The following is an 18998-nucleotide window of genomic DNA, read 5'->3' as shown; positions in this document are numbered from 1 at the left end:
GTCGGTCCATCCGGCCACTGTCGCCGGTCGTGGGCCGCGCCGCACGCTCGGAGGCATGAAGGTTCTCTGGATCTCCGCACACCCCGAACGCCGCTCCCTCAACGCCCACCTCCGCACCGAGGGCCTGCGCGCGCTGGGCGCGTACGGGCACGAGCACCGCGAGTCGGACCTGTACGCCATGGGCTGGGACCCGGTGCTCGGCGCCGGTGACGTACGGCCGGACGGCGCCGGGGCGGGGGAGCGGCTGTTCGTCGGCGAGGAGCAGCAACGGGCGTACGAGCGCGGTGCGTTGAGCGCCGACATCCGTACCGAGCAGGAGAAGGTCGGCTGGGCGGACGCGCTGGTGTTCCAGTTCCCGCTGTGGTGGTTCGGTCCGCCCGCGATCCTGAAGGGCTGGTTCGACCGGGTGCTGGTGCAGGGCTTCGCGTTCGGCGTCCGGGACGGGCACGGCCGCACCCGCCGCTACGGCGACGGCGGCCTCGCCGGGAAGCGCGCCCTGGCCGTCACCTCGGTCGGCGCCCGCGCCTCCGGCTTCGGGCCGCGCGGCGTGCACGGGCAGCTCGACGAGGTGCTGTTCCCGCTGCTGCACGGCACGTTCTGGTACACGGGCATGGCGCCGCTGCCGCCGTACGCGGTGTACGGCGCCGACCGCCTCACCGCGCCCGAGGCGCGGGCACGGGTGGCCGAACTCCGCGCGCGCCTGCGGGAGTTGCCGACCGCCGCGCCGATCCCGTACCGGCGCGAGGCGGGCGGCGACTACGACGGGGACCTGGTCCTGCGCCCCTCCGCCGCCCCCGGACGCACGGGCGTCGCGGCGCACGTACGGGCCGACGCGGGCCGGTTGCCGGGGCGGGGCGCGGGCGGGCTCACACCGCGTTGCGGTTGATCGCCCGCGCGATGCGCCGCGCGTCGCGGGACAGTTCGCGCAGGGCGCCGCTGAGCGGGGTGGTGAAGCCGGTGAAGTGCAGCCCCGGCGCCGTCGGGTGGGTGCGCGGGCCGTGGACCAGCGGCAGGCCGTCGGAGTCCAGCACGCCGAGGTGCCCGACCAGCGGCGCCAGGTCGTGCCGGTACCCCGTCGCCACGACGACCACGTCGGGCGAGACCCGCGTACCGTCCGCGAGGACGACGTCCGCGCCGTCGAACTCCCGTACCGCCGCGACCAGTTCGACCCGCCCCTTGCGCACGGCCTTCCGGATGCCGGTGTCCAGCACCGGCAACGTGCCGCGCGACGCCCGCGTGTAGAGCCCGGCGGCGGGTACGGGCGCCGGGTCCGCGTCCACGGTCGTCCGCCGCCCCGGAGCGTCGAAGGACGCCTCCAGCTCCTGCCACTCCGCCAGTTCCCGGACGCGTTCCTCCCCGAGCCGTTCCGGCCCCGCGAGCCGCCCGGCCGGTTCGGCCGCGGCGGACGGCGCGGCCCCGTCGGCCGCCCCGCCGGGCGCCACCGCCCCGGCCAGCGCCGGTACGGCGTCCGGCGCGGCGTCCGGCTCCGGCGCGGGTACGGGCTCGGACGCCCGCGCGGGCTCGGGCACGGGCTCCGTACGGGGTGCCGGTGTCAGCCGGTCGGTGCGAGCGGTGAGCCGGTCGCCCACGCGGACGGGGACCCGCCGGAAGAGGACGCCGCGCGCCTGCGCGGGCCAGCCCAGCGTGGAGCGGCGGACGACGTGCGGCGGCGTCCGTACGGCGAGCCGTACGGACGCGGCGCCCCGGCGCGCGAGTTCGGCGGCCAGCTCCGTACCGGTGCCGCCCGCGCCGACGACGAGCACGTCCCGGCCCTCGTACGCCTCCGCGGCGCCGAAGGCGGACGCGGGCACGACGTCCCCGGTGAAGCCCGGACGGCCGGGCCAGTCGGGCACGTGGGGCGTGTGGTGGAAGCCGGTGGCCACGACGACCGCCGACGCGTGCAGCAGCCGCCCGCCGTTGGCGTGCAGCGTCCACTCGTCGCCGGTGCGCTCGACGCGGTCGACCGCGACGCCGGTGGCCACCTCGACGTGGTGGTGCGCGGCGTAGTCCTCCAGGTAGCGGACGTAGTCGTCGCGCGCGACCCAACGCCCGTACGACCGGGGTATGGACAGCCCCGGGAGGGCGGACCAGCGGCGCGTGCTGTGCAGCCGCAGCCGGTCGTGGTGGGCGCGCCACGAGGCGCCCACGGAGGGGGACTTCTCCAGGACGACCGCCCGGAAACCGCGCTCGCGAAGGGCGGCGGCGGTGGCGAGGCCGCCGGGGCCGCCGCCGATGACGTGGACGGGGGTCCCATGCTCGGACCTGCGCATGGACATGTGCATGCCGAGAAGCGTAGTCGGGCGGTTTTGCGTCACTCGCGCCGGTCCGTCAGATGTGCTATCGCCGCCCGCTGAACGGGAGTTCTTCCCCCTCCGACACCCCCTACGCGCGCCCCTCCCCGTGTGTCCGGTCACCGCCGTCGCCGCCTCCCCGGCCGATGTCCCGCAATCACCTCGTGCGCGGGTGTTTGACCACCCTCCCGACAGGCGAGATAACGATTAGATAACTAACTTCCCCTGAGAAGTCGGCTATGCCGTACATGTGCCCTTAGTGCCACATGTGTACGGCTAGAACGGAGCAGCCATCGCACGCCCGACCGAAAGGCTCCTTACCGAAAGGGCTGGCTCCGTTGCAGCACGCGAAGAGAACGAAGAAGAAGTCCCGAATAGCCCTCGCCTCGGCGGCGGCGCTCCTCGTGCTCGGCGGCACCGCCGTCGGCGCGGGCGCCGTGGGCACCGGGGACACGCCGGACCCGGCCGCCACCGGGGAGATACGCGGCGCGGACGCCCCCGGCACCGTCGACGGCGAGTACATCGTCGTGATGAAGGAGTCGGGCCAGCGGGCCGCGGGCGCGGCACAGCTCAAGTCCCGTACGTCCGTACGGCAGTTGGCGGACAGCCTGCTCGACGACGCGGACGCGTCCGGCGCCACCGTGCGGCGCGCGTACAGCAGCGCCCTCAAGGGCTTCGCGGTCACCGCGGCACCCGACGAGGCACGCCGGCTCGCCGCCGACCCCGCCGTGGCGTACGTCGAGCAGAACCGCGTCGAGCGCGGTGACGGCAGCCAGGACGACCCCACCTGGGGCCTGGACCGGATCGACCAGCGCGACCTGCCGCTCAGCGGGAGCTACGCGTACGACTCCGAGGCGGGCGACGTCAACGCGTACATCGTCGACTCCGGGATCCGCGTCAGCCACGAGGAGTTCGGGGGCCGCGCCAGCTACGGCGTCGACCTGGTCGACGACGACGCGAAGGCCGACGACTGCCACGGGCACGGCACGCACGTCGCCGGGACGGTGGGTGGTGCCACGTACGGCGTCGCCAAGTCCGCCAAGCTGATCGCCGTCCGCGTGCTGGACTGCGAGAACGCGGGCACCACCGCCGACGTCATCGCGGGCTACGAGTGGGTCACCGCCAACGCGGTCAAGCCCGCCGTCGCCAACGTCAGCATCGGCGGCGCCGCCACCGACGCCAAGGACGCGGCGGTCACCGGGATGGTCAAGGCCGGTGTCACCGTGGCCGTCTCGGCGGGCAACAACAACACCGACTCCTGCCAGCAGTCCCCGGCCCGCGCCCCGGACGTGCTGACCGTCGCCGCGACCACGGACGCGGACGCGCGCTGGCCCTCGTCCAACTACGGCAAGTGCGTGGACCTGTTCGCCCCCGGCCACCAGATCGTCTCGGCGGGACGGGCGTCGGACACGGCGAACGCGACCATGAGCGGTACGTCGATGGCCACCCCGCACGTCACCGGCGCCGCCGCGCTCTACCTCGGCGCGCACCCCGGCGCGTCACCGGCCACCGTCAGCGAGGCGCTGCTCGACGCGAGCAGCGCGGGCAAGGTCGGCTCGGCGGGCACCTCGTCGCCCAACAAGCTGCTGTACAGCCGCTTCTGAGGCCCGAGCGCTTCCGGGCGCCGAGTGCTTCCGGGCGTTTCCGAGCGTTTCCGAGCGTCGAGCCAGAACGTTTCAGCGGCTCCCCGTCCGCGCGCACCCGCGCGCGGGCGGGACGGCCCGTACCGTCCCCGCGCTACTTCACGGGCTTCCGGCCGGTCACTCCCAGATGCACCAACAGCGCCAGGCTGGGCCTGAGTTCGCTCTGCTTCACGCCGGAGCTCTGGAAACCTTTCTGCTGCCCCGCCGCCGCGGCGAGCATCGCCACGAGCGAGCCCGCGATCGCGTTCGCGCTCACGTCGGGGTCCGCGCCCCGGCCCTTGGCCTGCAACTCCTTGACGCTCCCGGCGAGCGGGTTGGCGATCGAGTTGAGGATGCGCGTACGGATCTTGTGGAACCGTTTGTCGCCCTCCGCCGCGCCCAGATCGACGACGCGCAGGATGGCCTCGTTCCGGCGCCAGAAGGTGAGGAAACCTTCCACCAACGCGTCCGCGGTCTGTTTCCCCGACTTGCCCGCCCAGGAACGGCCCGCCACCAGCTCGCTCAGCCGCGCGCTCTCCCGGGCCATGGACTCGGCCAGTTCCAGCACCGCGCCCTCGACGTCGGGGAAGTACTGATAGAAGGTCGCGGGGGACGTGCCCGCCTTGCGCGCGACATCGATGACCCTGACATCGCGGTACGGCGAGGAGTTGAGCATCTCGCCGAGGCAGTCGAGCAGTTTCTGCCGCGTCGCCTGCCCGCGGCGCCCGGCCACGCGGCCGTCGACGGTTCGCACCTGTCCTGTCATGTCGTCAGCTTACCGACGGGTGATCGGCGCGCGATCTGGCGACGGCAAACGGGTGCGCGCGCTCCTGCGGTTGTCGGTCCAGCCGGTTAGCGTGCGGTTGTTCGGCGCTTTTCCCCTGGACCACGTTGCTCACCGAGCGCGGTCACGACAGCACGACCGGAGGTGGTCGAGGATGGCTGGAAGCCCCGAGGGCGCACCCTGCTGGGTCGTCGCCATGCTGCCCGACGCGGCGGCGGGCAGACGCTTCTACGGCGAGCTGTTCGGCTGGACCTTCGTCGAGCCCCGCCCCGAGACCGACGCCGCCGACGTACGCGCCGACGTACGCGCCGACGCGGGCGCCGACCGCCACGGCTACACGGTGGCCCTCCTCGACGGCCGCCCCGTCGCCGGGCTCCTCGCCAAGCCGGACGGCCGGATGCCCACGGAGTGGCTGCTCCACCTCGCGACCGAGGACGTCACCGCGGCGGTGGGACGCGTACGGGCCGCGGGCGGGCAGGTCATGACGGAGCCGTTCGCGCTCGGTGACGCCGGGGTCACCGCGGTCGCCGCCGACCCGGGCGGCGCCGTCTTCCAGCTGTGGCAGCCCGGCCTGCACGACGGCTTCGAGGCACGGGGCGAGCCGGGGGCGTACGCCTGGGCGGAGGTCTTCACCCGGGACGCCGAGGCCGCCGACGCCTTCTACGCCTCGGTGTTCGGCTTCGGCGGCACGGACCTGTCGGCCGTCCTGGGCGAGGACTACCTGATGTGGACACCCCGCAACGAGCTGGTCGACGAGGAGCACGCCATCGGCGGCCGCTGCCTCCTCGACGACCGCTACCCGGCCGAGATGCCCGCCCACTTCCGCACGTACTTCGCCGTACGGGACTGCGACGAGGCGGTCCGTACGGCGGAGCGGCTGGGCGGCCGTACGCTGCGCGGCCCCGAGGACTCCCCGTACGGGCGGAACGCGCTGCTGGTGGACAACCAGGGCGCGACTTTCGCCGTCCTCACCACGGAGGACACGGGCGCTCCCGACGACGCCGCCTGACGGCGGAGCGGAGGGGTACGCCTGTTTTCCGCCTGTTTGTGCGCTGCCGGCGCGTGGACGCGACACGGCCGGGCCGCCCCCCGGGTTCGCAACCGTCGGCTTTGCCAGGAAGAATCGGCCTCGGACCCCGGGGTCCGGTACGGCAGTGAGAAGCTGCACGGGGCGGGTACGACCAGGACGCCCCTACGGGGAGGTGGCAGGCAAGTGGTGGAGCAGCTGACGCAGCACGATCCGCGCCGGATCGGGCCGTTCGAGGTGCTCGGCCGTCTCGGCGCCGGCGGCATGGGGCTGGTGTATCTCGCACGCTCGGCGTCCGGACGCCGGGTGGCGATCAAGACGGTCCGGACCGAGCTCGCCGAGGACCAGCTGTTCCGCGTGCGCTTCACCCGCGAGGTCGAGGCCGCCCGCGCGGTCAGCGGCTTCTACACCGCGGCCGTGGTCGACGCCGACCCGCGCGCCGCCGTGCCGTGGCTGGCGACCGCGTACGTACCGGCCCCCTCGTTGGAGGAGATAGTCAACGAGTGCGGGCCGCTGCCCGTGCAGGCGGTGCGCTGGCTGGCGGCGGGCATCGCGGAGGCGCTGCACTCCATCCACGGCGCCGGTCTGGTGCACCGCGACCTGAAGCCGTCCAACGTGCTCGTCGTGGAGGACGGCCCGCGGGTCATCGACTTCGGCATCGCCTCCGGCGTCTCCAACACCCGGCTGACGATGACCAACGTCGCCGTCGGCACCCCCGCGTACATGTCGCCCGAGCAGGCCCGCGACTCCCGCAGCGTCACCGGGGCGAGCGACATCTTCTCGCTCGCCTCCACCCTCGTCTTCGCCGCCACCGGGCACGCGCCGTTCCACGGCGCCAACCCCGTCGAGACCGTCTTCATGCTGCTGCGCGAGGGGCCCGACACGGAGGGCATGCCGGAGGAGCTGCGCCCGCTCATCGAGTCCTGCATGCGCATGACGGCCGACGAGCGGCCCAGCCCAGCCGACCTCCAGACGCAGCTGGCCCCGCACCTCTTCTCCTCCGGCGGCGACGACAGCGGCACCGCCTCGGCCTGGCTGCCGGGCGGCGCGGTCGCGCTGATCGAGCGCAAGCGCGGCGCCCGCGCGCCCCGTGCGCGCGCCGCGGACCCCTCCGGCGGCCACGGATCCGGGCCCCGCCACGCGGGCCCCGCCGGTCCGGACCTGGCGGCGATGCCGCCGGTGCCGTCCAGGCCCCCGTCGCCCCCCGGGGGGCACGGCCCCGGCCACGCGCCGCCGGAGCACGCCCCGTACGCGCCCGCCGGGCACGCGAGCCCGCCCGGCGGCACCGACTGGGACTCCGCCTGGCGGGCCGACGCGCCCGCGCCCCGCGGCGCGTACGGTCCCGGCGGCCCCCACGCGCCGAGCTTCCCGGCCGGGCCCGGCGGCCCGGCGGCGCTCGGCTCGAACGCCGGGGCGTACGGCTCCGGCGCCGCGGCGGCCTCCGTGGCCTCGCCCCCCGTCGTACCGCCGAGCGTGCCCGGACCCGACGGCACCCCCGTACGGCTGCCCAACGCGCAGGTGCCCATCGGCCCCGGCCCGCGCCGTACCGACGACGTGCGCGACTCCGAGGCCGGGCCCGCCACCGGCTGGGTGCGCCCGCCCGGCGGCGCCACCGCGCCGCACGGCCCGCCGTCCGCCCCGGCGCACGCCGCCCCCGCCCAGCCGCTGCCGCCGCCGCAGACGGCCGCGGCGGCGGACGGGGTCGCCCCGGCGCGCTGGCGGCCGTGGCGCTTCCGCATGTCGAACGACGTGTGGGGCACCCCGGTGGTCGCCGACGAGCTGCTGTACGTCACGTCGTTCGAGGTGCACGCGCTGGACGTGGCCACCGGGCGGCGGCAGTTCAAGACCCGCGAGGTCGCCTGGTCCATGGCGGTGTCCGGGGGCCGCGTGCACGCCTCGGACGGGCCCAGCCTGTACGCGCTGGACGCCTCCGACGGCGCCGAGCGCTGGCGCCTGGGCACTGAGGGCTGGGTCTACTCCCTGAAGGTCGACCGCGGCACCGTCGTCACCGGCACCCGCGGCGGCGGCGTCCAGGCGTGGGAGGCCGCCACCGGCGAACAGCTGTGGGAACTCACCGGCGCGCAGGCCGACTTCGAGACCCCGGAGGCGGGCCCCGTCATCCACGACGGCACCGTCTACGCCTGGGGCGACGGCCGCCTCTACGCGATGGAGGCGCGCACCGGCGCGGAACGCTGGGCGTACCCGGTGGGCGACTCGTCCGCGACCGGCGGCGTTCCCGTACGGCTCACCGTCGCGGGGGACGGCGCGGTGTACGTCTGCGCGGGCTCCCGCGTGTTCGCGCTGGACGTGGCGAGCGGCGCGGAGCGCTGGCGGTTCGACGCGCCCGCCGCGTACCTCTGCGCCCCCACCTTCGTCCCCGGCCCGGCGGTCGCGGGCGGCGGCGTGTACCTCGCGGACTACCTCGGCACCGTCTACGCCCTGGACGCCACGACCGGCCACGACCGGTGGCGCATCGCGACGGAGTCGCGGCACTCCACGGAGTCCGTGGTCGTCGCCGACGGGCTGGTGCACCTGGGCAGCGGCGGCGCGCTGTACACGCTGGACGCCGTCAGCGGCACCCCGCGTTGGCGCTTCGCGGCGGGCGGGGACGTGATCGGCGCTCCGGTCGTGGCCGCGGGCCGCGTCCACTTCGGTTCCGCCGACCACTGCCTCTACACCCTGGACGCGGTCGGCGGCCAGCTCCGCTGGAAGCTCGCCACGGGCGGGGAGATCACCGGTTCGCCGGTGGCCGTCGGCGGCGTGGTCTACGCGTGCAGCAAGGACCGCTGCGTGTACGCCCTGGACGCGGCCAAGGGCACCGGCCAGTCCCGCCAGGGCTGACCCCACCGGGCCCGGCGCGGGCCCGGTGGCGGCGGCTTGAGGTGGGTGGCGGCGGCTTCAGGCCGCGTCGCGGTGGTCGTGGTGGCCGCGGTGCATGCGGTGCAGCAGGCGCCGGGGGAGGGTCTCCCTCCGGCCGCCCCGGTCGTCGTCCTCCCCGGCGGGGTACGCGCCTGCGTCGTCGGCCTGTCCGTCCGGCTCGTCCGGCTCGTCCGGCTCGGCGGCTTCGGCCGCGCGGAGCCGGGTGCCGCCCGCGGCGGGCTGGGGCTCCCGTTCCGCTTCCGGCTCCGGTTCGGGCTCCGCCTCCCGCTCCGGTTCCGTGGTCGCCGCCGCCGTGTCGTCCCGGAACCCGACGCCGTCGCCGGGCTCGACCACGTGCTCCGTGGCGGCCGGACCCTCCGCGTCGGTTCTGTCGGCCGCCGGGGGAGGCGCGTCACGTCGCGGGCCCGCGCCCGTACCCGCCCCCGCCTCCCGTACGTCCGCGCCCTCCGCCGGTCCGCGCGCCTCGGGGTACGGCGCCGTCACCGGCGCACTCTCCGTACGCTCCCCGGCGCCGCGCGCCGCCTCCGTGCCCGCCGTCACCCCGGCGGGACCCCGTACGCCCCGCGCCGTACGCCCCTCGCGCACGCCGGAGCCGTTGTCGTCCGCGACGCGGTGGCGGCCCCGCCGCCTGCGGCGGCCGCGTACGCCCAACGCGCCGCCCAGCAGCACCAGTCCGCCGCAGAAGGCCAGCGCGACACCCGCCCCGAGGCTCGGCCCCTCACCGACGGCGATGCTGCCCGCGGCCTGCCCCTGGCGCACCATCCACAGCACGGTGAAGGCCAGCACCGCGAGCCCGGCCAGGCCGAGCAGCAGGATCGACCGCAGCAGCACGCCCACGAGCGCGACGACGGCGGCGACCGCCATCGGCAGGAACAGCCCGCGCAGCAGTGTCGCGTCGACGCCGGACACACCGTCCGACGTGAACAGCTCCCCGACGCGGAAGTCACGGCCTTCCCGGCCGCCGTACCAGTCGAGGAAGGGGCTCCACACCGCGAGCGCCGCGCCCAGCAGGGCGAGCAGGGAGCCGAGTACGTTTCTCCTGGTCATCACCGGCGTCGCCTCGCTTCCCGTACGGGTGCGCACCGTGCGTCGTCCGTCCCCGACGCTACGCCCGCCCCCACGACCCCGCCACCGCGACCGCCGGGCGGGGCCCGGCGCGGGCATCCGGCGGTCGACCCTCCCGCCGTGTCAGGGCCTCTGCCGGAGCGGCCGGATCCACCCTCGGGGACACTTCGTCAGTTGCGCGGCATGCCGCGCCCGCGGCGGGCGGAACCGGAGTCGGCGTACCCCGAGCCTCCGGGCGCGTACGCCCACGTCCGTACGCCCCCGTCGGCACGCCCCGCGCGCGTGGCGCGTGGCGTGGCCGGAAACGGGCGGGGCCGTGGTCACCCTCCGCACTCCGTCACCCTCCGCGCTCCCGCGCGCGGGCGGGCGCGTACGGAGTCGGTGCGTACGGGCACGGGTGCGCGTACGGCGTGGGCGTACGGAGGTGGGGTGGCCGACGGACGGCGGGGCGCGGTGGTGGGGCCGGGCCCCGAGGGCCGGGCCGGTCCCCGGGGCCGCGCGCGGGGCTCAGGCGCCGTGGTGGTCACCCTGGGCGGGTTCACCGGCGCCGTGGTGGTCCAGCGTGGTGACCTGCGCCTGCCGGTCGGATATGTGCGGGCCCTGCGGCGTGTGCGCGAGCGCCGGACCGGCGGTGGCGGCGAGGACGCCGACCGTGGCGGCGGCGAGGGCGAGGAACTTCTTTGCGGCGGTCACAACAACTCCTTGTGGCTGGGGCGAGGGCACCCGTGCGGTCCGGCCACCGGACCGGTGAAGGGCGTCTATGACAGTCTGTGCCCGCCAGATATCCGCTTAGTGATGGAATCCGGACAGTTTCCTCTTTTGGACACACCCTGACGTGAACGCCCCGCCCCGGACACAGTGCGGCCCGGCACCGGCGGCACCCCCTCTACGCCGCCGATGCCGGGCCGCCTGCCCCCCGTGCGCTGTGGTCTAGTTGGCGGGCTCGCTGGAACCGTGGTGGTCCCCCTGCGCGCCCAGGTTCGCGGGCTCGCTGGAGCCGTGGTGGTCCCCCTGCGTGCTGATCCCGTCCGCCTCGCGCGCCTTCTTGCGCTTCTTCTCGGCGGCCTCTTCGATGTCGGTCACGGTGTTCTGCTGCGTGCTCATGCTCACTGCTCCTTGATCGGTGGCAGGGCCCGCCCAGCGGCTCCCCCGTGGGCCGCCGGACGGGCGCTTCAGGGCCGCGGACCCGTACGGGACAACGACCTTCCCCCATCGATCCGCCTGCCCCCCGAGGCGACGGCTCGATGGGTAAGAGAATGCCGGAGGGCGATAAACGATCGATGAACGTATCGTTGGCGTTCCGTCCTGAGTCCGTCGCCGCGCCGTCCCCGGGCCGTCTCCGTTCTGCGACAGCGCCGCCGACCTGGGCCGACGCCCGCCCCAACTCCCGCCGTGCGCAAGGGAGTCGGGCAACGAAGGGCCACCACCCGCCCGTACGGGGCCAGGCCGTGCCCGGGTCGTGCCCGAGACGCGTCCGGCCGGGAACACCGGAGAGGGCCGCCCGGCCGACCCGGTACGACCCTCCGCCGTGCCTCCTCGACCGTTACGCGGCCACCGACGGCGCCAGCAACTCCCGTACGTCCGCGGCCTCCACCGACCCGTGCCGCTCGAAGATGGCCAGCGCCTCCCGCCAGCAGGCGCGCGCACGGTCCGACTGGCCCAGCGAGTCCAGGGCCTTGCCGAGGCACAGCAGCACGGTGCCGCGCCGCCACTCGCCGCCGATCCCGTGCAGGGCGAGGGCCTGTTCGGCGTGGGCGGCGCACTGCGCGGGGCGCCGGTCCGCCAGGTGCGCCTCCGCGATACGGAAGTGGGTGACGCCCTCCCAGAGGCTCTGCCGGCTCTCGTGGAAGATGGCCAGCGCCTCGTTCAGCTGCCCCAGCCCCTCCGCGACCCGGCCCGAGTTCACGAGCGCGACGCCGAGTGTGTAACGCCCGTTGGCGAGGCGGAGGGTGAGGCCCATGTCGGCGTAGATCGCCACGCCCTGGTGGGCGAGTTCGATCGCGCTGGTGGTGCGGCCCAGCGCCATGCGGGCGCGGGAGAGGTTGCACAGGGCGCTGGCCTCGGAGGGCCGGTTGCCGGTCTCGCGGAAGGTGACGAGGGCCTGGGTGACGTACTCCTCGGCCTCCGCGTGCCGCCCCAGGTAGTTGGCGGCGATGGAACGGTCGTTGAGCGCGTACGAGTACGAGATCGGGTCGCCCGCCGCCTGCCCCAGCAGCCCGGCCCGGCTGGCCTCCTGGTCCGCGCGCTCGAAGCTGCCAGTCGTGAGGCAGATCAGCGCGAGCACCGCGCGGGCGCGCGCCTCGGCGTGCGCGTCGCCCAACTCATGGGCGGCGTTCTGGAGTTCGCTTGCCACCAGTTCGTACTGCCGGATGTTGACGCCCGCCTCGGCCAGGTCGCTGGTGACGAGCAGCAGGTCCACCGCACGGCGCAGCGTCGGGCCCGCGGCCAACTGCCGGGCGCACGCGAGGAAGCAGCCGGACTCCGTGAACAGCCAGCTGGTGGCGGCGGCCAACTCGGTGAACGCCAGGCCGCGTTGGACGCCGGTGTCCTCCAGGTGGTCCACCATCCGTTCGCCCGGCCGGTCGAGTCTGTGCACGGCGGTGGCCGTCGCCAGGTAGTAGTCCAGCAACCGGGCCAGCGCCGCGTCCCGTTCGGACGGCGGGAACTCGTCGCGCTCCGCGCAGGTGCGCGCGTAGAGCCGTACGAGGTCGTGGAAGCGGTAGCGGCCGGGCGCGGCGGACTCCAGCAGCGAGGTGTCGACGAGGGATTCGAGCAGGTCCTCGGCGCGCTCCGGGTCGCGGTCGAGCATCGCGGCGGCGGCGTGCAGGGACAGGTCCGGGCCCTCGGCGAGACCCAACAGCCGGAAGGCACGGGCCTGTTCGGCGTCGAGCTGGCTGTAGCCCAGCTCGAAGGTGGCCTTCACGGCCTGGTCGCCCGCCTGGAGTTCGTCGAGGCGACGTCGCTCGTCCGCGAGCTTGCTGGCGAGGATCGAGACGGTCCAGGTGCGCCGTGCCGCCAGCCGCGCCGCGGCGATCCGCAGGGCCAGCGGCAGGAAGCCGCAGGCGGCCACGACGTCCCGCGCGGCCTGCCGTTCGGTGGCGACCCGCTCCTCACCGACGATGCGGGTGAAGAGGGTCAGGGCCTCGTCGGGGCTCATCACGTCGAGGTCCACGAGGTGCGCGCCCGCCAGGTCGACCATCCGGGCGCGGCTGGTGACGAGCGCCGCGCAGCCCGCCGTACCGGGCAGCAGCGGGCGTACCTGCGCGGCGTCGCGGGCGTTGTCGAGGAGGGTCAGCACGCGGCGCCCGGCGAGCCGCGAACGGTACATCGCGGCGCGCTCCTCCACCCCGTCCGGGATCGACGTGTCCGGCGTGCCCAGGGCCCGCAGGAACGCGCCGAGGACCGCCTCCGGCTCCGCGACGCTGCGGCCCGCGCCCTGGAGGTCGACGTACAGCTGGCCGTCCGGGAAGTGCCGGGCCGCGGCGTGCGCGACGTGCACCGCCAGCGTCGTCTTGCCGACGCCGCCGATACCCGCGACCGCCGACACCGCCATCACCGTGCCCTCGGCGGCGGCCAGTTGCTCGCTCAGCTCCGCGACGAAGTCCGTACGGCCGGTGAAGTCGGCCACGGTGGCCGGAAGTTGGGCGGGACGTACGGCGTCCTCGGTGTCGGTACGCGCCGACTTGGCCGAGACGAGGGCCAGTCCGGCGTCCGCGTCGAGGATGCGCCGTTGCAGCTCGGCCAGTTCGGGCCGGGGGTCGACGCCCAGTTCCTCGGCCAGCAGCCGCCGGGTGTCCGCGTACACGGCCAGCGCCTCCGCCTGCCGCCCGCTGCGGTAGAGCGCCAGCATCAGCAGCTCGCGCAGCCGTTCGCGCAGCGGGTGCGCGGCGGTCAGCGCCGTCAGCTCCGACACGGCCTCGGCGTGGCAGCCGACCTGGAGGTCCAGGTCGAGCCGGTGCTCCTGGAGCCCCAGCCGCCACTCGACGAGCCGGGCGCGCTGCGCCTCCGCGTACGGGCCGGGCAGGTGCGCCAGCGGCTCGCCGTCCCACTGGGCCAGCGCCGCGTCGTACAGCTCGCGCGCGCGGCAGCGGTCGCCCGCGGCGGCGCACTTGTCGGCGTCGTTGGCGAGGGTGGTGGCGACGTCCACGTCGAGGACGGCGCCGTAGGCGTGGGTGCGCGTCGCGTACCCGCCGGACTCGCTGACCAGCAGGTCCGAGTCCGGCGCCAGGGCCTTCCGGATGCGGGACGCGTACGTGCGCAGCGTGGCCTTGGCCTGCTCCGGCGGCTCCTCACCCCACAGGCCGTCGATCAGCTCCTCGGCGGTCGCCGTACGGCCGCCGCGCAGCAACAGGGCGGCCAGCAGGGCCCGTTGCTGTGGCGAGCCGGTCTGGAGAGCGCTCTCACCACGCCATGCCCGGACGGGCCCGAGCACCGTGAACCGCAGCTCCGACCGCTGCCCGGTGTCGCGTCCCGTATGGCCCTCGGCGCCCATGGTGCCCCCTGCCGTCGTGCGCTCCGCTTCCGCAGCGGCCAGTCTGCCCTGTCGGGGCTGCCCGCGTCAGCACGGTACCGGCCTCATCCGCCGCGTTCCGGCCTGGATGCGCCGCTTCCGCGCCTCCGGTGACCGAGATCCGCCCTTCTGGCGAAAACGCTTTCCCCGTGAGCGACTTGGGGCCCGCGGTGCCCCGGCCCGGCGCCGGGGCCGCGTACGTCCGGCGGGCGTGGCGTACGGGGCGCGGGAGGCGGAAGGCGACGGGCGGCGTACGGGTGCACGGGGGCGTACGGGTGGGGCGCGCGTGACCGGTCGGCCCGTGCACCCGTACGCAGGCGTCCCACGCACCGACGCTCCGGACGCCGACCCCCCGCGCCTCAGCCGAACGGGCGCGGGACCCCGGCCTCCGCGGGCGTGATCGGGGAGAAGCGCGCGGGCAGTTCGACCAGCGCGCGGTGGAACGGGCCCTGCCGCCAGGCCAGTTCGGGGTGCGGCACGGTCAGTTCGATGTCCGACAACCAGGCGGTGAGCCGTTCGATGGCGGTGGTCGCCACGAGCAGCGCCGGGTTCTGCACCGGACACGCGTGCGGCCCGGCCGCCCACGCCAGGTGCGCGCCGCCACCGGAACCGCCCGCGCCCCCGGACTCGCCCGGACGGGTGCGCCCGCGCTGGGTGTTGGCGGCGGCGTACGACACGAGGACGAGCTGCCCCGCCCGTACCGGCGTGCCGTGCAGGTCGGTGTCGTGCCGCGCGAAGTGCGGGGAGAGGTTGGCCAGCGGCGGGTCGTTGTGCAGCACGTCGTGCAGCGCGTCGCGCGCGGTGAGGCCGCCGCCCGACAGGCTGCCGTAGTAGCGGTCGTCGGACAGCATGCGGGCGAGGGCGTTCCCGATGAGGTTGGCGGTCGCGGTGTGCCCCATCGTCACCGTCAGCACGATCTGCGCCTGCAACTCCTCGTGCGTCAGCCGCGCGGGATGGTCCACGAACCGCGACGTCAGGTCGGGCCCGCCGCGCAGCCCGCCCAGCGCGATCAACTCGTCGACGTAACCGAAGAACAGCGCCTTCGCCGCCACCGACTCCTCCGCCGTCGCGGCGGCGAGCATCCCGCTGAACGCGGCGGCCAGCCGGTCGCTCTGCTCCTCGGGCGCGCCGAGCAGGCGGTTGAGGAGGAGCACGGGCAGCCTGCTCGCGTACTCGGCGACCAGGTCGGCCCGCCCGTTCCCGGCGAAGCGCGCGATCAGCTGCTCGGCCACCTGCCGCGTGTGCTCGCGCAGTTCGTGCGGCGGCACCAGCGCGAAGCTGTCGGTGACGACGCGGCGGTAACGGCGGTGCGCCGTACCGTCGTTGGCGAGCGCGTCGGGCCGCCAGCCCAGCGCGGGCAGTACGGGCGCGTCGGCGGGCACGGTCTCCTGCCACCGCCGGGGGTCCTTCGACCAGGTCTCCGGGTCGCGCAGCAGGTCCAGCGCCGCGCGGTGGTCGGTGACGAGCAGGGCGCCGACGCCCGGGGCGATCTCCACGGGTGCGACCGGGCCGTACGCGCGCAGCCCCTCGTACACGCGGTACGGGTCGGCCGCGAACTCCGGCCCGTACAGGGCGGTTCGGGCCGCCGTCTCCGCGTCCGCGACCGGGAACGCCGCGGAGGGGGAGGTCATACGGGCTCCCCGGACGGCGGCGTGTGCGCGCCGCGCTCCGGCGTGTGCGCGAGCACGTGCTCCACGAGCGCTATCAGCGCGTCCGTCGCCTGCTCCCGTTCCCGCGCGTCGCAGTGCACCAGCGGCGTGTCCGGGTGCAGGTCCAGGTGGTCGCGCAGCTTCTCGGTGCTGTGCGAGGGCGCGCCGGGGAACGGGTTGACGGCGACCGCGTACCGCAGCCCGGCCTCCTCGACCAGGTCCATCACCTCGAACGAGTCGTCCAACCGCCGCGTGTCCACCAGCACCAGCGCGCCGAGCGCGCCCCGCGCGATGTCCTGCCACAGCGGCTGGAACCGCCGCTGGCCGGGCGCCCCGAAGAGGTACAGCACCACGTCCCCCGGGAGCGTACGGCGGCCGAAGTCGATCGCGACCGTCGTCGTGGACTTCTCGCGCAGCCCCGCCAGGTCGTCCACCAGGGCGCCGCCGCGCGTCATGACCTCCTCGGTGTGTAAGGGGGCGATCTCGGACAACGTACGGATGAAGGTCGTCTTGCCGACTCCGAACGGGCCCGCCACGAGCAGCTTCACCAACGTCTGGTCCATGTCGGCCAGATGACCGCCGGCGGGGCCGCTAGCAGGACTTGAGAGTGCGGAGTCCATCGAGAACCTTCTCCAGTATCTCGCGTTCGGGCATGAGGTGTCGGGGCACGGGCGGGCGGGCGTGGAGGTGTCCGGCGTCCACCAGACCGGCCACCAACACCCGTACCACGCTGAGGGGGAGCCGCAGATGCACCGCGGCCTCGGCGAGCGGCAGGGCGCCCGGCCGCAGGACTTCGAGCAGCCGCCGCTCCTCCGGGCGGAGCGCGGCGGCGGACGGAGGGGCCACGGCCGGGGCGGTGGCGGGACCGGTGGCGCCGGGGCGCGGGGGGCCGTCGGGCGTCGCGGCCAGGTGCAGCAGCGACAGCCGGTCCAGGGTGCGGGCCGGTCCGGCGCGGCCGTACGCGGCGAGGTACGCCGGTACGAGACGCCGACCGGGCCGGGGGCGTCCGCTCGCGCCGGTCATGCCGGTACGTCGTCGCGGGGCGGGCTGCTCATCGCCTTCGCGCCGAGCGTGGCGACCTGCACCTGCATCTGGTGCGTGACGACCCGCATGTTGACGTCGTGGGCGGCGAAGACGGCGAGGCAGGTGTTCTCACCCGCGGGGATGGCGAAGACCCAGCCGCGGTCGGACTCGACGACGGTCTGCCGCAGCCGTACGTCCTCCGCGCCGGAGAACGCCGCCGTGGTCGTACGGGCCGCGCCCTGGAGCGCCGACATCATCGCGGCCACCCCCTCGGCGGGCTCCCGCTCCAGGCCGGGCGAGCGGCCCTGGATGAGGCCGTCACCGGAGATCACGGCGGCGTGCACCACGTGCGGGAGTTCGAGGAGCGGACCGAGCACCCAGGACATGTCCTCGTGCACCGGGCGCCGGGCGGGATGGGTCATACGGTGGGGTTCCCTTCGCTGGCGGGGTCGGGGTCGGGGGTTGTGGGGGCGGCGGTCGGGCCGTTCGCGGCGCTCGGACCGTCCGTGGCGGGGCCGGGGCCGGGGTGCGGCGGGAGCGGGTACTCGCCCGTGTCACCGGTCGAGGCGGCGCGGCCGGACGTGGTGCCGCGCTGGAAGTCGCCCCACCGGGCGGCGCTCCGCTCGGCCTCCGCCTCGATCTCCGGAGGCGGCGGCGCCGACGCCGCCCCGCGCGACCACCGTTCGGCCTCGGCGGCGATGTCCGCGGCGCGGAGGGTCACGGTGTCGTCGTTCACCGGGCGGGGGTGGGGGTACGGGTGCGGCGCCTGCGGGGCCGGTGCCGGGGTCTGCCGTGCCGGTCTGCGGCGGCGCCGACGCGGCAACTCCTCCTGGCCCGGTGCCTCTTGGGCCGCCGTCTCCCGGCCCGTCGCCTCCTGTGCCGCCGGACCCGCGGGCGTCGCCGGTTCGGCGGGCGGCACCGGTTGGGGCGTCGGCAGCGGCGCCATGGGCGACCGCGGGTACGCGTCCTCGTCCAGCATGGTCAGCAGCGGCTCACCCGGCACGTGCAGTACGGCCCGTACGCCCCCGTACGGCGACGTCTCCACGTGCACGCTGAAGCCGTACTGCCGTACGAGCTGCCCGATCGCCGCGAACCCGGACCGTACGGGATCGCCCAACTCCGTCAGCAGCACCGGTTCCTGACCCGACATCAGCCGCTGTGCGCGCTGCACCTCGTCCTCGTGCATGCCGACGCCCGCGTCGTCGACGATCACCGACGCGCCGGTGCTGCCCTGCTGCACGGTGACGGTCACGGGCAGGTCGGGGCGGGAGTGGTGGAGGGCGTTCGCGATGAGTTCGGTGAGCGCCACCGCCACCGGTTCGACCGCGCGGGCCACCACACCGGCCGGGCCACGCAGCTGGTTGGTGACCTGGACGCGCTCGTAGCCCTGGAGCCGGGACATCGCGCCGAGCACGATGTCCGTGAGGTGCGAGTCCTGCCGCGTCAGCCCCGGCCAGGCGCCGCAGAGGACGGCGGAGGTCTGGATACGGCGGAGGGCCTGCTCGTTGAGGAAGTCGGCGGCCAACAGGTCCTGCGCGAGCGCCGGTTCGTCGTACCGCTCCTGCATCTCCTGGAGCAGCGACTGGAGTTGGTAGAGCAGCGCCTGGATCGTCGTCGCCGTGCCGCGCAACGCGCTCTGCGCCGCCGCGTCGATCCGCAGCCGCTCCTTGCCGACGGCGTCGGCGACCTGATCCAGCACCTCCGTCAGCGCGCGGTCCAACTCGGTGCCGGTGACCCGCTCGTCGGCGGGACCCCGTACGGGCATGTGCGGGTGTGACAGCGACGTCGCCAGGTCGGGGAGGCGCGCACCGGCGAGGTGGCGCAACTCGGCCTCGGTGGTGCGGAGTCGGGCCTCCAGCTCGTCGCGGTGCTGGGTGACGTTCCCGAGGTCCGTCTCGGCGGTGGCCGCCCGTTGCCCGTACGCCCGCAACCGCCCCCGCGTACGGGCCAGTACGGGCGCCATCGCCACGGCGGCGATCGTTCCCACGGATGTGAGCACCGTCAGGGCCACCGGTATGTCGGTCATCGGAGTCCTCGGGTCAACTGGATTGTGGGCACGGCGATCTCTCGCCACGCAACGCTCGCCACACGGGTCACACCCGCCTCCGCTGGCGCGGCACTTCACACATGTTGCCGCAGCGGGCGCC

The 18998-nt window shown here is 75.2% G+C and carries 15 protein-coding genes; 4 read left to right on the top strand and 11 right to left on the bottom strand.

Annotated elements, in window-relative coordinates; all coding sequences use genetic code 11:
• Positions 1–55: 55 nt before the first annotated feature.
• On the top strand, positions 56–886 hold the full coding sequence (locus D7M15_RS11435) for an NAD(P)H-dependent oxidoreductase (protein ID WP_121517415.1): 831 nt from the start codon (positions 56–58) through the stop codon (positions 884–886).
• On the opposite strand, the gene D7M15_RS11430 is transcribed toward D7M15_RS11435, so the two are convergent.
• Positions 867–2270 (bottom strand): NAD(P)/FAD-dependent oxidoreductase, encoded by a 1404-nt coding sequence (locus D7M15_RS11430; RefSeq protein ID WP_121520611.1) that lies wholly within the window; start codon positions 2268–2270, stop codon positions 867–869. The genes D7M15_RS11435 and D7M15_RS11430 overlap by 20 nt on opposite strands.
• A 359-nt stretch (positions 2271–2629) precedes the next feature.
• Here D7M15_RS11430 and D7M15_RS11425 point away from each other — a divergent pair, with 359 nt between their 5' ends.
• Positions 2630–3895 carry a S8 family peptidase gene (locus D7M15_RS11425; protein ID WP_240649246.1) on the top strand — a complete coding sequence of 422 codons (1266 nt, stop codon included), beginning with the start codon at positions 2630–2632 and terminating at the stop codon, positions 3893–3895.
• A gap of 133 nt (positions 3896–4028) precedes the next feature.
• On the opposite strand, the gene D7M15_RS11420 is transcribed toward D7M15_RS11425, so the two are convergent.
• Entirely contained in the window at positions 4029–4679 is a 651-nt protein-coding gene (locus tag D7M15_RS11420) for a TetR family transcriptional regulator (RefSeq protein ID WP_121517413.1), read from the bottom strand.
• Between the two features lie 172 nt (positions 4680–4851).
• Between D7M15_RS11420 and D7M15_RS11415 the strand changes: the two genes are divergently transcribed.
• Complete coding sequence (locus tag D7M15_RS11415; RefSeq protein ID WP_121517412.1) at positions 4852–5706, top strand: VOC family protein; 855 nt, start codon at positions 4852–4854, stop codon at positions 5704–5706.
• A gap of 204 nt (positions 5707–5910) precedes the next feature.
• A complete protein-coding gene (locus D7M15_RS11410) occupies positions 5911–8565 on the top strand; it encodes a PQQ-binding-like beta-propeller repeat protein (protein ID WP_206337351.1) in 2655 nt (884 codons plus the stop codon).
• Positions 8566–8622: 57 nt separating this feature from the next.
• Here the strand turns inward: D7M15_RS11410 and D7M15_RS11405 are convergent, their stop codons facing one another.
• The 9 genes from D7M15_RS11405 to D7M15_RS11370 form a co-directional block, all read right to left on the bottom strand.
• Positions 8623–9651: a hypothetical protein gene (locus tag D7M15_RS11405; RefSeq protein ID WP_127201737.1), complete on the bottom strand. Its 1029-nt coding sequence runs from the start codon at positions 9649–9651 to the stop codon at positions 8623–8625.
• Between the two features lie 525 nt (positions 9652–10176).
• Positions 10177–10362 (bottom strand): hypothetical protein, encoded by a 186-nt coding sequence (locus D7M15_RS11400; protein ID WP_121517410.1) that lies wholly within the window; start codon positions 10360–10362, stop codon positions 10177–10179.
• 237 nt (positions 10363–10599) lie between these two features.
• Positions 10600–10773, bottom strand: a complete 174-nt coding sequence (locus D7M15_RS28430; RefSeq protein ID WP_165906235.1) for a hypothetical protein — start codon at positions 10771–10773, stop codon at positions 10600–10602.
• 439 nt (positions 10774–11212) lie between these two features.
• Positions 11213–14161, bottom strand: a complete 2949-nt coding sequence (locus tag D7M15_RS11395) for an AfsR/SARP family transcriptional regulator (protein WP_121517409.1) — start codon at positions 14159–14161, stop codon at positions 11213–11215.
• Between the two features lie 377 nt (positions 14162–14538).
• A complete protein-coding gene (locus D7M15_RS11390; protein ID WP_121517408.1) occupies positions 14539–15810 on the bottom strand; it encodes a cytochrome P450 in 1272 nt (423 codons plus the stop codon).
• On the bottom strand, positions 15807–16448 hold the full coding sequence (locus tag D7M15_RS11385; protein WP_121517407.1) for an ATP/GTP-binding protein: 642 nt from the start codon (positions 16446–16448) through the stop codon (positions 15807–15809). The genes D7M15_RS11390 and D7M15_RS11385 overlap by 4 nt, the downstream gene beginning before the upstream one ends.
• Entirely contained in the window at positions 16420–16851 is a 432-nt protein-coding gene (locus D7M15_RS11380) for a DUF742 domain-containing protein (RefSeq protein WP_121517406.1), read from the bottom strand. The genes D7M15_RS11385 and D7M15_RS11380 overlap by 29 nt, the downstream gene beginning before the upstream one ends.
• Positions 16848–17273 (bottom strand): roadblock/LC7 domain-containing protein, encoded by a 426-nt coding sequence (locus tag D7M15_RS11375; RefSeq protein ID WP_121517405.1) that lies wholly within the window; start codon positions 17271–17273, stop codon positions 16848–16850. The genes D7M15_RS11380 and D7M15_RS11375 overlap by 4 nt, the downstream gene beginning before the upstream one ends.
• Positions 17270–18877, bottom strand: coding sequence for an ATP-binding protein (locus D7M15_RS11370; RefSeq protein WP_206337350.1), 1608 nt, complete (start codon positions 18875–18877; stop codon positions 17270–17272). The genes D7M15_RS11375 and D7M15_RS11370 overlap by 4 nt, the downstream gene beginning before the upstream one ends.
• Between the last annotated feature and the right edge of the window lie 121 nt (positions 18878–18998).

Source organism: Streptomyces sp. Z26 (assembly GCF_003665095.1).
In the GTDB taxonomy this organism is placed as follows: domain Bacteria; phylum Actinomycetota; class Actinomycetes; order Streptomycetales; family Streptomycetaceae; genus Streptomyces; species Streptomyces phytohabitans.
The sequence above is the reverse complement of the archived record's forward strand: the minus strand, read 5'-3'. Positions and strand labels throughout refer to the sequence as shown.

Coding starts and splice junctions, on each gene's coding strand:
- D7M15_RS11435 (WP_121517415.1), top strand. CDS start 56: ATGAAGGTTCTCTGGATCTCCGCACACCCCGAACGCCGCTCCCTCAAC.
- D7M15_RS11430 (WP_121520611.1), bottom strand. CDS start 2,270: ATGCGCAGGTCCGAGCATGGGACCCCCGTCCACGTCATCGGCGGCGGC.
- D7M15_RS11420 (WP_121517413.1), bottom strand. CDS start 4,679: ATGACAGGACAGGTGCGAACCGTCGACGGCCGCGTGGCCGGGCGCCGC.
- D7M15_RS11415 (WP_121517412.1), top strand. CDS start 4,852: ATGGCTGGAAGCCCCGAGGGCGCACCCTGCTGGGTCGTCGCCATGCTG.
- D7M15_RS11405 (WP_127201737.1), bottom strand. CDS start 9,651: ATGACCAGGAGAAACGTACTCGGCTCCCTGCTCGCCCTGCTGGGCGCG.
- D7M15_RS28430 (WP_165906235.1), bottom strand. CDS start 10,773: ATGAGCACGCAGCAGAACACCGTGACCGACATCGAAGAGGCCGCCGAG.
- D7M15_RS11395 (WP_121517409.1), bottom strand. CDS start 14,161: ATGGGCGCCGAGGGCCATACGGGACGCGACACCGGGCAGCGGTCGGAG.
- D7M15_RS11390 (WP_121517408.1), bottom strand. CDS start 15,810: ATGACCTCCCCCTCCGCGGCGTTCCCGGTCGCGGACGCGGAGACGGCG.
- D7M15_RS11385 (WP_121517407.1), bottom strand. CDS start 16,448: ATGGACTCCGCACTCTCAAGTCCTGCTAGCGGCCCCGCCGGCGGTCAT.
- D7M15_RS11380 (WP_121517406.1), bottom strand. CDS start 16,851: ATGACCGGCGCGAGCGGACGCCCCCGGCCCGGTCGGCGTCTCGTACCG.
- D7M15_RS11375 (WP_121517405.1), bottom strand. CDS start 17,273: ATGACCCATCCCGCCCGGCGCCCGGTGCACGAGGACATGTCCTGGGTG.
- D7M15_RS11370 (WP_206337350.1), bottom strand. CDS start 18,877: ATGACCGACATACCGGTGGCCCTGACGGTGCTCACATCCGTGGGAACG.